Raw genomic sequence first — 14,582 nt, forward strand, 5'->3', positions numbered from 1 at the left:
CTACTTCGAGCGGCCGGTGATCGTCACCGGCAAGTCGGCGTCGAGCACGACCGCCTGGGTGACGCTGCCGTACAAAAGCGAGCCGAACGGCGAGCGCTTGCGACCGCCCAGGACGAGTTGGTCAGCGGGGAGTTCCTCGGCCACGTTCAGGATCTCCGAGGCGGGATCGCCGATCCGGGACTCGACCTCGTATTCGACGTCGGTCCCTTCGAGACGCTCGATCGCCGCCTCGCCGCCGGGGACGTCCGCCACCGTCTGCCCATCGGCGTCGGCCTCGTCGGCGAAGACGTACAGCACCGTCACGTCGACGGATTCGGCGGCATCAGGCAGGGCCTTGACGGTCTCGGCCTGGGCTGTTCCACGGGCGCGACTACTGTCGACCGGCATCAGTACCGTGTACATCAATCGACGAACTCGACCAGAAAGCGGAAATAATAACCGGAAAATGGCAATAGTTGCGACGTCGTTTGGGCGTCCAACCGGCAATATGAAAATAAATCAAACGTATGTCGAACGTCTCCGTCACCGAAAGCGGTCGTCCGCCCGGCGCTGCTCGACCGCGTCGTCGCTCGCAGCGATCCAGCCGTCCTCGACGCTGTCGGGCACGTCGAAGCGGCCGACCAGCGGTTTCACGTCGAGCAGCGGGGTCCCGTCGACCACGTCGATGCCCGAGACGTCGATGGTGGGGCCGTCGACGGCCTCGATCCGAACGACCGAGAGGCCCACGTTGTTGGGTCGCCGCGGGGCGCGCGTGGCGAAGAGGCCCCGCGGCCGGTCGTCGAGGAACGGCTCGACGGAAAGGGGCGCGTCCGCGGGCGATTCGTGGAAGTGATAGAGGAGGATGCAGTGCGAAAAGCCCCCGAGGTCGGCCAGGCCCTCGACGTACCTTTCTTCGAGTTCGACGGTCCCCCGGGCATCGGACCCGGCCGGCTGGATCGGCATATCGACCGCCGACTCGAACGGCGAGTGGATCGTGCCGATCGGTTCGTAGGTGATGGATTCGTCGGACATGGCTGTCGCTCACCGCCCGGGCCCGTCAATCTCCCGGTCCGACCCCGGGTTAGTCGCGGAACCGGGCGGTGACGAGCATTGTTCGGCCAGTCCGTCCAGCAGAGTGTAGCAATACGAGCGCAGGTCTTCGAGCCGGTCGGCCGCCGGGAGTAGGGTTTCCGGATCCTGGACGGACGGTCCCGGGTCGACCTCGGTCGCTTCGATCAGCGCCGCGATGCTTTCGGCAGTCGCCTCCGGGTGACACTGGAACCCGACGACCCGATCTTCGGAGACGAACGCCTGATTCACGCAGGCCTCGCTGCCGTAGAGTCGATCGGCCTCGTCCGGGATCGCGAAGGTGTCGCCGTGCCAGTGGAACACGGGGAACCGATCGGGCAAATCCGCCGTCGGCGGCCAATCGCGGGCGCGATCGGTCGCCTCGATCGGGTACCAGCCGATCTCGCGGCGGTCGTGCTCGCGAACCTCGGCCCCCAGGACCTGCGCGAGCAACTGCCCACCGAGACAGATCCCGAGGACGGTCTTGCCGGCCGCGATCGCCTCGGCGATCAGCCGTTTCTCCTTGGCGAGCCAGGGATGGGCCTCGGTGTCGTGGACGCTCATCGGCCCGCCCATGACGACCAGCCAGTCGAACTCGGCAGGTTCGGGCAGCGAATCGCCGTCGTAGAGGTGGGCCCCCTCGATCGTGTGGCCACGGTCGCGGGCCCATTCGGCAATTCGACCGGGGCCCTCGTGTGGAACGTGCTGGAGGTACTGAACGTGCATGAGCGGGGCGTCGGCCGGAAGAGGTCTCACGGTTGTCGTTCGCGCAAATACCGCCAGACTCGATCGGGATAGGCGGGCCTTTGGCCGCCACTGACAGGCGACCGAGCGGGTCAGCGGTGGTCGTCCTCGCGGGCAGGGCCGGCACCGTCGGCCCGGTCGGCCAGCGCCCGCGCGGTACTCCCGGAGTGCTTGCCCAGCGCGATCCGGCGGGACTGGCCGACGGCCGAGGGGTCCAGCCCCTCGTAGGTCGCCGGGTCCTCCAGCAGGGCGTCGACGTGGATGCCGGACTCGTGGGTGAAGGAGTGCTCGCCGACGACGGGCTGGGTGGCCGGGATTTCGAGGCCGCTCCGTTCGGCGACCGTCCGCGCGAGGGTCGACAGCCCCGTGGTGTCGATCCCGGTCTCGACGCCGTGGATCGCCTCCAGCGCCACGACAACCGCACCCAGGGGTGCGTTCCCGGCACGCTCGCCGATGCCGGTGACGGTCACGGCACCGACGTCGGCCCCGGCGGCCAGGCCCGCCAGCGTGTTGGCGACGGCGAGCCCGCAGTCGTCGTGACAGTGGACGCCGACCTCGGTGTCATCGGCGAGTGACTCATCGACCGCCCCGACCAGCCGAGCGATCGCGGTCGGACTCGCACCGCCGGTCGTGTCCGGCAGATGAACCCGCGAGGCACCGGCCCGCTCGGCTGTCCGGGCGAGTTCGCGCAAGCGATCGATCGGCGTCCGGGTCGCGTCCTCCGCCGAGACTGTCACCGCGATATCGCGGGCGAGCGCGTGTCTGACCATCGACCCGACACGATCCAGCAGGCCGCCCACGTCCCAGCCGGTCTTGGCGTCGAGGTGGCCGTCGCTGGCCGGCGCGACGATCGTCACGCGGTCGACGCCGCAGTCAGCCGCCGCGTCGATGTCGTCCGGATCAGTGCGGGCCAGCGCCAGCGTCTCGGCGTCCAGGCCCGCGGACGCGATCTCGGCGACGGCCTCGCGTTCGGCCGGCGAGATCGCAGGGAATCCCAGCTCGATCTCCGGGACGCCCGCGCGGTCGAGCCGGGTTGCGATCTCGAACGTCTCCTCCGCGTCGAACGTGACGCCCGGGGTCTGCTCGCCGTCCCGGAGCGTGGTGTCGTACAGCGTCGGCTCGCCGTCGATGTCCGGATTGTACGGACTCGTGTTTGCGTTCATGGGCGACGCGTGGATGGCACGCTAGCGCACCCCACCCTCCAGGTCGGTATCCAGCGTCGTGTTCGAGACGAGTCGCTCGTTGCCCCCGCGGAGGAAGGCGTTGACCACGTCGTCGAGCAGGTTGATCGACCCGCGGTAGCCGACCGTCGCGCGGCGATGGTAGCCAAAGCGGTCCTCAACGGGGAACCCGGTGCGCACCAGCGGGATGTCCTGCTCGTCGGCGAGGAATTTGCCCTTCGACGGGCCGACCAGCAGATCGACCGGCTCGTCGTCGAGCATGTCCTCCAGTTCCTTGAGATCGGACTCGTGGCGGACGTGCAGGTCCAGATCGTGGCGATCGGCGACCGCGAGCATGTCCTCGGTCCACGCGTCGGATTCAAAGGACGTGAGCGCGTGGACCGGTTCGGACCCGGCCTCGGCGAGGAACTCCGTGATCCCCTCGATCCAGTCCGGGTCGCCGAAGACGCCCACGCGCAGCCCCGAGAGGTACATGTGCGCGTCGACGATGGCGTCGAGCAGGCGGGCGCGCTCCTTTTTCAGACGCTCGGAGCGATCGAGGCCGGTGATCTGGGTGACAGCCTCGACGAACCGGTCGGTGTTGCGCACGCCGACCGGCATCGGCCCGACGCTGACCTGCTGGTTGTACTCCTCGCCGAGGAGCCGTGCGCCTTCGCCACCGACGTGCTTCTGGATCGCGACCGTCCCCCGGGAGTTGGCGGCGTCTTCGAGGTCCTCGATCGGCGTGCCGCCGGGCGGATGGTCGAGGTCCTCCTCGTAGAGCCCGCCGTCAAGTGGATCCGAGTAGTCGGTCAGCCACAGCGGGTTCGCGCCGATCTCCTCCAAGATGTGCCGAAGTTCGCGGATGTCGCCCGGATCGACCCAGCCGGGGATCACGTTCAGCCGGTTGGTCGGCTTGCCGGGTTCGGGGAAGCGCTGGACGACCTCGGTGACGAAGTTGTCCATCCCGGTGATGTGGGTGCCGACGTAACTCGGCGCGTTGACCGAGAGGATCGGCACGTCCACCTCGGGGTTGGTCGCCTGGTACTCCATGACGATCCCCTCGATGTCGTCGCCGATCGTCTCGGAGAGACACGTCGAGATGCCCGTGATCATCGTCGGGTCCACCCGCTCGTAGATGTTCTCCAAGCCCTCGATGAGGTTGTCCGCCCCGCCGAAGACCGTCGAACCCTCCGTCAGCGAGGTGACGCCCGTCTCGACGGGCTCCTCGAAGTGGCGGTTCATCTCGTGGCGCGGGTAGGTCGCACAGCCGTTCGACCCGTGAATCAGCGGGACGCCGCCGTGGACACCCAGCGTGCCGATCATCGCGCCGATCGGCGCGCACATCCGCACCGGATTGATGAACCCGGTGCGGTCCTGCGAACAGGCTTCGGCCTCGTCGGGGACGCCTTCGGGGATGTCGTCGGTGCTCGCGGCTCCGCCGCTCGCATTCTCCGAGGCTTCCCGCTGGTCAGCCTCGCCGCTCACGGAGGCCCACCTCCGTTCGCACTTCCCGAGGTCTCGCTCTGCTCGACCTCGCTGCTCATTCAGTCCGCCACCCCCGAGGCGTCGCCGACGTGATCGAGCACGTCCGGGCTCCCGTCGCCGCCGAACGGTTCGGCTTCCTCGCCGACGAGATCCCAGACGGGGTTGTTGACGGCCTTGTCCATGTCCTCGGCGAACCCGAGCAGGCCGCGGAAACCGGCGTAGGGCCCCGAGTCGTAGCTGTGGCCGTTGACGAAGCTGATCCCGCGCTTGTACGCGAGGAACTTCTCCTTGTTGCCCGAGATGAACAGGTCGATGTCGTAGTCAGCGAGGATCTCCTCGAGTTCGGGGCCGTTGGGGTTGTCCACGACCAGGGTGTCTTCGCCGACGCGCTCGAAGATCTTGCGATGGTCGTCCGCGTGGCCGAACGTCGAGCCCACGGCGACGACGTCCATGCCCAGGTCCTCCTCTAACATCGGCGGCCAGTGCCAGCACCGCGGGCCACCCTGGTAGATGAACACCCGGTTGCCTTCCAGGCGATCGCGGTAGTACTGGAGTCGGTCGTCGATAGCATCGAGTTCGGACTCGATGACTTCCTGGCCGCGCTCTTCGATGTCGAAGAAGTCGGCGACCTTCTCGATGGCTTTGGACATGTGGCGGGTCCCCCAGAAGGAGACCTCGATCGAGGGCGTCCCGTAGGCGTCCTCGATCATGTCCGTGATGTAGCCAGCCGAACGGGCGCAGTGAACGACGTTGAGGCTTGCCTTCGGCATCTGGCGGATGCTCTCCAGATCGCCGTCGCCGGTGAACGTGACGTTGATGTCCAGGCCCAGCTCCTCAAGCGGCGGCCGGATGACTTCCAGGTCACCCTTGATGTTGTACTCGCCGACGATGTTGATCGTCATCTCCTCGCGTTCGGGCGTCTCGGCGGGGTCGATCAACTCGTCGAAGATGACGTTGTTGCCGACGTGGTGGCCCTTCGACTGGCTGACCCCCGAGAACCCGGCACACGGGAAGAACGTCACCGGCACGTCGTCGTCGATTTCCTCCTCGGCGCGCTTTGCCACGTCGAAGCCGTCGTCACCGATGAGAGCCGGTGAGCAAGTGTTGTACACGAAGATACCCTCGGCGTCGGGGAATTCCTCGTGGGCCTCGAGGATCGTCTCCAGCAGGCGGTCCTCCCCGCCCATGATGATCTGGTTCTCCTGGAGGTTCGAGACGAAGACGTTGTCCATGTGCTGACTCGTGTCGCTGGCCAGGTGGGGCCGGTAGCCCCAGGAGTAGTACGCACACCCTGTCGGGCCGTGGGTGACGTGCAGGACGTCTTTCACGGGCCCGCCGACGACGCCCCGACAGCCGGCGTAGGTACACCCGCGCTCGGTCATGTCGCCGGGCGTCGTCGGTTCGTTGCTGTCGATACACTCCCCCGGGTTCTCCGGGTCGTACTCCTCGGATCCCTTCTCGACGACGTGGTCGTCGCGGTCCGGGATCGAATCGTTGCAGTTCAGTCTCATGGCTGTCCTCCGCTGACGTTGACTGACGCGAGCGAGCGGTCGTCGGCCAGCATGCCGGCCGCGTCGGCCCGGCACTGCTGGCAGTTGCGGAACTGGTTGAGGTGGCCGCCACACGCCTCACGGACGGCGGCCACCTGCTGGTGATCGGGCGATTCGTGCTCGGCGAACTCGGCCATCGGAATGAGTGGCGTGACGTTGTGGACGTAGGCCCCGAGGTCGGCCGCTGTCTCGGCCACCGCCGGCAGGTGGTCCTCGTTGACGCCGGGGATCAGGATGGAGTTGACCTTCACGACCATCCCGCGATCGACGGCCGTGCGGATCCCCCGCAGTTGCTGGAAGAGGAGCAACTGGAAGGCCTCCGCGCCCTGATAGACCGTCCCGTCGTAGGTGACGCCGCCGTAGATCTCCTCGCCGATCGCGGGATCGACGGCGTTGACCGTGACGGTCACCGTCTCGACGCCCAGGCGGTCCAGGCGGTCGATCCGGTCGGGCAGGAGCAGACCGTTCGTCGAGATACACCCCTTCAATTGCGGATGGCGCTCGTTCAGCAGTTCCAGGGTCTCGAAGGTCTCCTCGTTGGCCAGTGAGTCGCCGGGGCCGGCAAAGCCCGCGACGGTTATCCGCGGCTCTTCGTCGAGGATCTCGCCGACGCGATCGACCGCCTCCTCGGGCGAGAGGACATCCGAGGAGACGCCCGGCCGGTTCTCGTTCGGGCAATCGAAGCGCCGATCGCAGTACCCACAGGAGACGTTGCAGTCGGGGGCGACCGGCAGGTGGATCCGGCCGAACTCCTTGTGGGTGCCGTCGCCGTAGCAAGGGTGATCGGCTGTCGCGGACTCCTCGGCCGCTTCAACGTGCGGGTCGTCGGGTGGCTCCGCGTCCATCAGTCGGCGGCCTCCCCTTCGGCGGCGTTGGGCGTGACGACGCCGTACTCGCGCATCAGCGATTCGAGTTCCGCCTGCTCCATCGGGTCCGGGACGGTGTAGGTCTCGTTGGTCTCGATCTTCTCGGCCAGTTCCTCGTACACCTGGGCCTGCTCGACGGAGTCGTCCCAGTCGATGACCGTCTTCTTCTGGATCTCGGCGCGCTGGACGTCCTTGTCCCGGGGGATGAAGTGAATCATCTGGGTGTTGATCCGGTCGGCGAACTCCTCGACGAGTTCGCGTTCGCGTTCGACGTTCCGGGAGTTGCAAATGATCCCACCCATCCGGGCGTAGCCCCGATTGGCGAACTTCTGGACGCCGATGGCGATGTTGTTGGCGGCGTACAGCGCCATGTACTCCCCCGAGACGACGATGTAGATCTCGTCGGCGTAGTCCTCGCGGATGGGCATCGCAAAGCCGCCACAGACCACGTCGCCCAGCACGTCGTAAAAGACGTAATCGAGGTCGTCCTCGTAGGCCCCCTTCGCTTCCAGGGCCTCGATGGCGGTGATGACTCCCCGGCCGCCACAGCCGACGCCGGGCTCTGGCCCACCGGCCTCGACGGTCTTGACGCCCTCGTAGCCGTCGATCATCAGCTCGTCGAGGTTCAATTCCTCGGGGTCGCCCGCCTCCCGGACCTGATCGAGGACCGGCTCCAGGCGTTCGCCCCGGCGGAGCAGGCGGGTGCAGTCGGCCTTGGGGTCACAGCCGACGTTGAGGATGTTGTGGCCCTTGTTAGCGAGTGCTGCGGCGGTGTTCTGCTGGGTCGTGCTCTTGCCGATACCGCCCTTACCGTAGATAGCGATCTGCCGGGGTTCGGTGTCCGCGTCGTCACTCATCGGGCGTCACCCCAGTTCTCGTGCATTCGATCCTTTCGGACGTCGATTCGTTCGGTTCGGTAGTCGTTGCGTACATCGTGCGTTCCTCCCGGAAGCCGGCAATGGTTTCCGGCTCTCGGACATCCGGGCCTCTCGCGAGAGGGAACATAAAACGTTCGGCTAATTTACATCCACAATCTAGCGATACTAGGAGAATATAATGCCGCTATCCTATATGATTGACCAATTAATTGCGGAAATTGACAAGATACTCAAAAAACGTTCGATAACAGCGATAATAGATAATCGGTTTTATCTCGACAGCAGAACGATCGGACGTGAGCGTCGGGCGTCCAATGTACAGCCCGAACCGTCCCTAAAGATCCATCCCGCCGTTGACGTCGATCACCTCACCCGTGATGAACGACGACCGCTCGCTCGCGAGGAAGGCAACGACGTCGGCGACTTCCTCGACGTCGCCGATCCGGCCGAGTGGGGTGTCTTCCTCGACCTGCTCGATGATCGACTCGGGCAGGTCGGTCACCATGCTCGTCTCGATGAACCCGGGGGCGACGCAGTTGGCCGTCGATCCCTCGCGGGCGAGTTCCTGGGCGAGCGTCCGGGTGAACCCGAAGATGCCGGCCTTCGCCGTCGCGTAGTTGGCCTGCCCAAGATTACCGCCCTTGGCGACGATGCTGGAGATGTTGATCAGGCGACCGCTCTCAGCGGCCGCGATGTCGTCGTAGAAGGTCTGGGTGCAGTGAAAGGCTCCGTCCAGGTGGACGTCGAGAACGGTGTCCCACTGCTCGTGGCTCATCTCCTTGAAGAAGACGTCCTGATTGATGCCGGCGTTGTTGACCAGCACGTCGACTGTCCCGAAGGCGTCTTCGACGTCCTCGGCCATCGCTTTCACCTGTTCGGGTTCGGTGACGTCGGCCTTGACGGCGATCGCCGATCCGCCGGCGTCCTCGATCGTCTCGACGACCTCACGGGCGGCTTCTCCTGAACTCCGGTAGTTGACAGCGACCTCACAGCCCGCGTTGCCGAACCGTTCGGCGATCCCACGGCCGATTCCTCGCGATGCGCCGGTCACGACGCAAGTCTTCGCTTCCATATTGGCCGATCAACGTGACGAGTGAAAACGATTCGCTGTGACGCAAATTTAGCCAGACGCACTCTGGTGTCACCAAGTGCCTGCCCGGCCTGTCCCGTCGTGGTGGATACCATGTGGAACTCTCCCGTGTGAGACCGTTACATTGATAGGGGTATATCGTGAACAACCAGCGTGGTACACAATGTCGATGGGCGCGTACGATGACGAGGAACACGAACGCCGTGAACGCAAGAACAGTTCGGTCGACGCGAGTTTCGACGACGACCGGACGGACTACCACGGCAGTGTCGACTACGAAAGTGAGGACTCGACCGAGGAACTGCTGGAGACGTTCAAGGAGATCCAGTCCGACTGATTTGCCGTGCAAATTGGTACTGTCTGTCCCCAACCAGTAGCGATGACGCTCTCTTTGTTCGGGCCCCGCTCGAACGCGATCACTGACTTCCGTCCCACCCGGGCGTGGGCGTGGCTCCGCGCCGGGTTTCGATCGTCCGTGCGAGCGTCGGATCGGCAGCGCTGGTTTCCGCCCGTCGTCGCCACTCGGCTATGGCCTCACTGATCCATGACTCGGCGGTCGCTGCCCGCTCGCGAACCTGCTCGTACCGCCTCGGCTCGACCTCTAAGGTGCCCGGACTCGACGCTGCCGCGACCGCGATGAACTCCGCGCGGTCGTCCCGCGTCGATTCGCCATCGCGAAGCCCCGTGATGGCGTCCCCGATCCGATCCGGATCCGGATGTGCGAAGACTGTCTCCCCGATCGCCGCGGGACCGAAGTTCGGCGTCGCATCTTCCGGGGGCTCGTCGTCGAGCAATCGATCGCCGCCGTGTTCGGCCTCGACGCGTTCACACTCCGTTTCGACATCGAGGACGAGGTTCTCGCCAGGGTAGATTTCGCAGGTCTCGGGATACCGGTCGGTGTTGTGGATTCGACACTGCAACGTCGTCGGGTCGAGGAAGATGCAACTCGACAGCCAGCTCGGTTCGTGGCCGAACGGAGCTACTGGCTTCGGGACCGACCGCAGCCCGACGAAAAACGCCGGCCGGCCGTCGATCGCTGCCACCGAGACCCCGCCGACGTCGATGCCATCCTCGCTCGCGAACAGTCTGGGGACGAGTGCGTCGGCCAGCCCCTCCTCCACGAACCCGCGGATCGCCTCACGATGGAGGGGGACGAGGTTGTACTCGTCGTCGAGTGGTTCGTAGGGGCCGCGCCGCTCGTGATCGATGTCCCCCGCGGCGAGCGGCCGCCAGTCGAGACAGCAACCCGCACACCCCTTGCAATCGACCTCCATGTCCTGGCAGACGCTATCGTGAACCAAAGACGTGTGGGTGGGATCGGATCACTCGACCACGGGACCGGGCGACGGCGGGTGTTCGGGTGATCGACGCTGTCGATCGGTGTGCTTAGGATCGTCCGTCCATTTCCCAGGAGCGTGGATCCCTCCCGTATCGAATCGGCGTTTCCCGCACCCTCCTATCGCGGCAACCAGGAGGACGCCCTGCGTCGTATCCGGGCGGCCTTCGAGGACGGCAACGACGTCGTGCTCGTCCGCGCCCCGACGGGCAGCGGCAAGTCCCTGCTGGCGCGGGCGATCGCCGGCTGTGCCCGCGGGGGGAGCCAGGCCAGCGCGACCGACCCGATCGGGGCCTACTACACGACCCCGCAGGTCTCCCAGCTCGACGACGTGGCGAGCGATCCGCTCCTCGACGACCTTTCGATCATCCGCGGGAAAGGAAACTACAAGTGCATCCTCTCGGGGGAGACAGACACCCCCGTCACCCAGGCACCTTGCGCTCGCGAGCGCGAGTTCGACTGCCAGGTCAAACACCGGTGTCCATACTTCTCGGATCGCTCGATCGCCGCCAACCAGTCGATCGCGGCGATGACGCTCGCCTATTTCATGCAAACCGCCGGCTCGGACGTCTTCGGCACGCGCGACGTGGTCGTGATCGACGAGGCCCATGGCCTGGGCGAGTGGGCCGAGATGTACGCCGCGATCGATCTCGCGCCCGACACGGTCCCAGTCTGGGACGAACGCCCGCCCCCTGAGATCGACGACGTCGAGACGGCCGCCGACTACGCCGCCGGCCTCTCGCGGGTCTGTGATCGCCGACTGACCGACCTCCGATCGCAGGTCGAACTCGAACCCGAGGAGGCCGCCGAACGCGACCGACTCGAGGAACTCCGGTCGGACCTGACGTGGTTCCAGGAGGCCGTCCGCGATCCCGATAGCCCGACGACGTGGGTCGTCGACCAGCCCGACGGCGAGGGCACCCGGACGACGTGCAAGCCACTCAATCCCGAACGCTTTCTCTCACACACGGTCTGGGATCGGGGGAACAAGTTCGCGCTCCTCTCGGCGACGATCCTCAACAAGGAGGCGTTCTGTGCGAGCGCCGGTCTCGACCCCGACCGCGTGGCGCTGGTCGACCTCGAACACACCTTCCCCGTCGAGAACCGGCCGCTGGTCGACGTCACGCAGGGGAAGATGACCTACGAGGAACGCGATGCGACGATTCCGAAGGTCGCCGAGACGCTCGTCTCGTTGATGGCCCGTCATCCCGAAGAACCTGGGCTGGTGCACTGTCACTCCTACGCGATCCAGGATGCCCTTGCCGACGAACTCGAGGCGCTCGGCGTCGGCGATCGGGTCCGCTCTCACGACAGCGAGGACCGCGACGGCCAACTCGCCGCCTGGAAGCGCAGCGACGACCCGACGGTCTTTCTCTCGGTGAAGATGGAGGAAGCGCTGGATCTGGACGGTGATCTCTGTCGGTGGCAACTGCTCTGCAAGGCTCCCTACCCCAACACGCGGGATTCGCGGGTCGCGCGTCGCCTGGAAGACGGCGACTGGGCGTGGTACTACCGGAGTGCGCTCCGGACGGTGATCCAGGCCTGCGGGCGGATCGTCCGCTCGCCCGAGGATCACGGGGTGACCTATCTCGCGGATTCGAGCCTGTTGGATCTCTTCGATCGCGCCCGGACCGACATGCCGGGGTGGTTCGCCGACCAGGTCGATCGGATGGAGCGCCCCGATCTCGCCGATCCGGATCCTGACGCTGCGCTCGCTGGACTGACCGACGGCCGGTCGAGCGGTCGGTCGGGGTCGGGGGGCTCGCGCCGCTCACGACGCAGTTCCCGGTCGGGATCGAATCCCGTCGCCGATGTCTGGGACACGGAGTGATTTTGGGTCACATGTTGTCGGCTTTCGACGGGGGACGCTGCGACGAATCGTCCCGTCGATCCCGAGTGCGTCCGCAGTCACGATCGGGCAAACCACGGAACTGGAACGACCCGCTACTCGATGTAAATCCGCTTGACGGATTCTCGAACGGGATCGGTGTTTGCCGGGGCACTCGACGCACTCAAAACAGGCTGGACGCCGCGTAGGCGAACGACGACCCGACCATCAACACCACGAGGATGATCGCGAGGATCTGCTGTCGGTCCATATCGGGGCTTGAGCGCCGGGACGAATAGGTGTTACCCTCTCGGGACTGAAATGCTCACCCTCACCGGATCCGTGCGTCCACGACGACGTGTTCGACGCCCTCGCTGTAACTCTTCACCCGACGAGTGTCGAGTACTTCGACCGACCGGTCTCGATCGCTCGCGGCCGCCTCCAGCCGATCGATCGGCCGGTCGAACACCAGGTCTTCCGGCGTCGCTTCGTGAAGGTGCACGGTTCCCCTTGATTTCAGCGCGTCGAGGGCACTGTCGAGGTACTCGTAGGCGTCGTAGTAGCCCATGACGACGCGATCTGCACTGACCCCATCGACCACATCACGACAGTCGGCCCGATAGGGCTGGACACGGTCGGTCACGTCGTTGAGCCGGGCGTTCTCCAGCAGGTACTGGAACGCGGTCGGGTTGCGCTCGACGGCGACCACGTCCCCGCCGGCCCGGGCCATCGGCAGCGTGAAGTAGCCGATCCCGGCGAACATGTCGAGGACGGTCTCGCCGTCACTCACCACTTCGGCCATGCCTGCCCGCTCCTCCTTGTTGCCCGGCGAGAACATGACTTTCGCGAGGTCCAACGCGTAGCGCGTGCCGTGCTCGGTGTGGATCGTCTCCGTATCGCCCTCGCCGGCGAGCACGGACACGTCCGGCTCGCGGTGCTCGCCGGCGATCCCGTGGCGTTCGAGGACGGTGTCGGCCTCACTGTGGAGGTCCAGCAGCGCCTCGCCCAGTTCCTCGGGCCGCGGTGCGTCGCCGATCTCGACGAGGATCACGCTCCCGACGACGGCCCACGACGACGGCGCACGGTCGACCTCCGCTCCGGTCCACCCGCGCTCGCGGAGGTGATCGGCCAGCGTCCGCAGTCGAGGATCGCCGACCTGCCGGACGACTTCGTGAAAGTCGACGGTTTCGGGGACGGCCGTCACGGGGATCGAGACGCCGCCGTCGCCGTAGGCCCGGACGCGCCGGTCTGCGTCGTAGACGCCCTCGTCGGTCAGGGCGTCGATGGCTTGCTGGGCGCGGGGTTTCTCGACGACGACGGCGAGCTCACCCTCATATTCCCCGGTGAGAACCCCGGACCCTTCACTTTCGCCGGTGAGAACCCCGGACACCTCCTCTTCGTCGTCCGGAATCGGACTGTCGTCACTCATCGTTGATCTCGTCCGCCTCGTCGCTCGGGAGGACGTGCAACCCGGCTCGCGATTTCAACACCGGTACCGTCTCAGCGTCGGCGTCGAGATAGTCGGGCCGCGGGATCGATTTGGTCTCGTAGGTCTCGGGATCGAGCACCTGGACGGCGTGGTCGTCCTCGATCGCCACCAGCGTCGTCTCGACGCCGTCGGATTGATCGCCAAGCCGTCGGGCGTCGGGCGCATCGCCTGCCTCAAAGCTCGCCTCGTAGGCGTCGCCGGTCTTCAGCCGCGTTCCCTTGAGGTTGCCCTGGACGCTCCGAACCAGCACCGGTCCCTCGTCGTCCTCGGGATCGATTATTTCTCCTGGCCGGTAGGGCGGCAGACGAACGGCGTAGGTCACCCGGTAGACTTCGTTGCCGTCCTCGTCCTCGGTGATCAGCGTTTCCGAGTCCGAAAAGGAACCGCCGAACTCGCCGACGATCCGGCTGGCGATCTGCTTGCCGATGTTCGTCGTCGAGACCTTGATGTTCACCCCGTCGTCGTCCTCGCCCACCTCGGTGACGAACGCGTCACGAGCGCCCGTCGCCTCCATGTCGGCGACGATTTCGTGGGCGATCGCTTCGGCACGTTCGATCTCGTCGTCGGTCGGCGTCCGGTCGCGTGCCCGCACCTGGACGGTCGATGCGTAGGACCCACCGGCGATCCGGCCACACCGCGTGCAGACTTGCCGGGAGACCTTCACGGGGACGACCACCTCCTCGGTGACCGCCGTCCCGCGGACGACCCCCGAAAACGTCGCGTGCATCCGGATCGTGTTGCGGTCGACCTGCTCGGGCGCGACCTGCCAGGAGACGTCGGTCGCATCGAGGTGGACACCCAGCGACTCGCTGGTTTCCTCGATCGCGACGTCGGTGTAGTCCTCGGCACCGACGTCGAGCCAGCGGTTGCCCCGGTGGACGGCCCCACACCGCGAACAGACGCGGACCTCGATCCGCTCGGGCGCCTCCACGAGGTCGAACTCCTCGAAGTAGCAGGCGTCACACAGCACGCTGTCGGGATCGTGCGCGTCAGGCTGACCCGGCCGCTCGGTCGGGTCGCTCTCGATCGCATCGCCACACCGCGGACAGAACGCACCCGATCGCGTCATTACACTGCGGTAGGGGATTGGTCTGTAAAAACGGCGC

The 14,582-nt window shown here is 66.1% G+C and carries 14 protein-coding genes; 2 read left to right on the top strand and 12 right to left on the bottom strand.

Features of this window, described 5'->3' with window-relative positions; genetic code table 11:
- The 9 genes from HBNXHr_RS02880 to HBNXHr_RS02920 all read right to left on the bottom strand — a co-directional run bounded on the left by HBNXHr_RS02880 (position 1) and on the right by HBNXHr_RS02920 (position 8,805).
- Entirely contained in the window at positions 1 to 402 is a 402-nt protein-coding gene (locus tag HBNXHr_RS02880) for a universal stress protein (protein WP_015788778.1), read from the bottom strand.
- A 120-nt stretch (positions 403 to 522) separates the two neighbouring features.
- A complete protein-coding gene (tsaA, locus tag HBNXHr_RS02885) occupies positions 523 to 1,011 on the bottom strand; it encodes a tRNA (N6-threonylcarbamoyladenosine(37)-N6)-methyltransferase TrmO (protein ID WP_275883098.1) in 489 nt (162 codons plus the stop codon).
- Between the two features lie 9 nt (positions 1,012 to 1,020).
- Entirely contained in the window at positions 1,021 to 1,773 is a 753-nt protein-coding gene (locus HBNXHr_RS02890; RefSeq protein ID WP_275883099.1) for a type 1 glutamine amidotransferase, read from the bottom strand.
- A 110-nt stretch (positions 1,774 to 1,883) separates the two neighbouring features.
- Entirely contained in the window at positions 1,884 to 2,954 is a 1,071-nt protein-coding gene (locus tag HBNXHr_RS02895; RefSeq protein ID WP_275883100.1) for a 2-isopropylmalate synthase, read from the bottom strand.
- Positions 2,955 to 2,975: 21 nt separating this feature from the next.
- The gene (locus HBNXHr_RS02900) at positions 2,976 to 4,439 is read right to left on the bottom strand and encodes a nitrogenase component 1 (RefSeq protein ID WP_275883101.1); all 1,464 of its coding nucleotides are present in this window, start codon (positions 4,437 to 4,439) and stop codon (positions 2,976 to 2,978) included.
- Positions 4,440 to 4,498: 59 nt separating this feature from the next.
- Positions 4,499 to 5,950 (bottom strand): nitrogenase component I subunit alpha, encoded by a 1,452-nt coding sequence (locus HBNXHr_RS02905; RefSeq protein WP_275883102.1) that lies wholly within the window; start codon positions 5,948 to 5,950, stop codon positions 4,499 to 4,501.
- Positions 5,947 to 6,834: a radical SAM protein gene (locus HBNXHr_RS02910; RefSeq protein WP_275883103.1), complete on the bottom strand. Its 888-nt coding sequence runs from the start codon at positions 6,832 to 6,834 to the stop codon at positions 5,947 to 5,949. The genes HBNXHr_RS02905 and HBNXHr_RS02910 overlap by 4 nt, the downstream gene beginning before the upstream one ends.
- The gene (gene nifH / locus HBNXHr_RS02915) at positions 6,834 to 7,712 is read right to left on the bottom strand and encodes a nitrogenase iron protein (protein WP_275883104.1); all 879 of its coding nucleotides are present in this window, start codon (positions 7,710 to 7,712) and stop codon (positions 6,834 to 6,836) included. The genes HBNXHr_RS02910 and nifH overlap by 1 nt, the downstream gene beginning before the upstream one ends.
- A 355-nt stretch (positions 7,713 to 8,067) precedes the next feature.
- Positions 8,068 to 8,805: a beta-ketoacyl-ACP reductase gene (locus HBNXHr_RS02920; RefSeq protein ID WP_275883105.1), complete on the bottom strand. Its 738-nt coding sequence runs from the start codon at positions 8,803 to 8,805 to the stop codon at positions 8,068 to 8,070.
- 181 nt (positions 8,806 to 8,986) lie between these two features.
- Between HBNXHr_RS02920 and HBNXHr_RS02925 the strand changes: the two genes are divergently transcribed.
- On the top strand, positions 8,987 to 9,160 hold the full coding sequence (locus HBNXHr_RS02925; protein ID WP_275739321.1) for a DUF5786 family protein: 174 nt from the start codon (positions 8,987 to 8,989) through the stop codon (positions 9,158 to 9,160).
- 79 nt (positions 9,161 to 9,239) lie between these two features.
- Here HBNXHr_RS02925 and HBNXHr_RS02930 read toward each other — a convergent pair whose 3' ends face one another.
- Positions 9,240 to 10,097: a YkgJ family cysteine cluster protein gene (locus HBNXHr_RS02930; RefSeq protein ID WP_275883106.1), complete on the bottom strand. Its 858-nt coding sequence runs from the start codon at positions 10,095 to 10,097 to the stop codon at positions 9,240 to 9,242.
- Positions 10,098 to 10,238: 141 nt separating this feature from the next.
- Between HBNXHr_RS02930 and HBNXHr_RS02935 the strand changes: the two genes are divergently transcribed.
- On the top strand, positions 10,239 to 11,990 hold the full coding sequence (locus HBNXHr_RS02935; RefSeq protein WP_275883107.1) for an ATP-dependent DNA helicase: 1,752 nt from the start codon (positions 10,239 to 10,241) through the stop codon (positions 11,988 to 11,990).
- Between the two features lie 328 nt (positions 11,991 to 12,318).
- Here the strand turns inward: HBNXHr_RS02935 and HBNXHr_RS02940 are convergent, their stop codons facing one another.
- Both HBNXHr_RS02940 and HBNXHr_RS02945 read right to left on the bottom strand, forming a co-directional pair.
- Positions 12,319 to 13,416, bottom strand: a complete 1,098-nt coding sequence (locus tag HBNXHr_RS02940; RefSeq protein WP_275883108.1) for a class I SAM-dependent methyltransferase family protein — start codon at positions 13,414 to 13,416, stop codon at positions 12,319 to 12,321.
- Positions 13,409 to 14,545: a 60S ribosomal export protein NMD3 gene (locus HBNXHr_RS02945; protein ID WP_275883109.1), complete on the bottom strand. Its 1,137-nt coding sequence runs from the start codon at positions 14,543 to 14,545 to the stop codon at positions 13,409 to 13,411. The genes HBNXHr_RS02940 and HBNXHr_RS02945 overlap by 8 nt, the downstream gene beginning before the upstream one ends.
- Positions 14,546 to 14,582: the final 37 nt, after the last annotated feature.

It is taken from the genome of Halorhabdus sp. BNX81 (genome assembly GCF_029229925.1).
Taxonomy (GTDB): Archaea; Halobacteriota; Halobacteria; order Halobacteriales; family Haloarculaceae; genus Halorhabdus.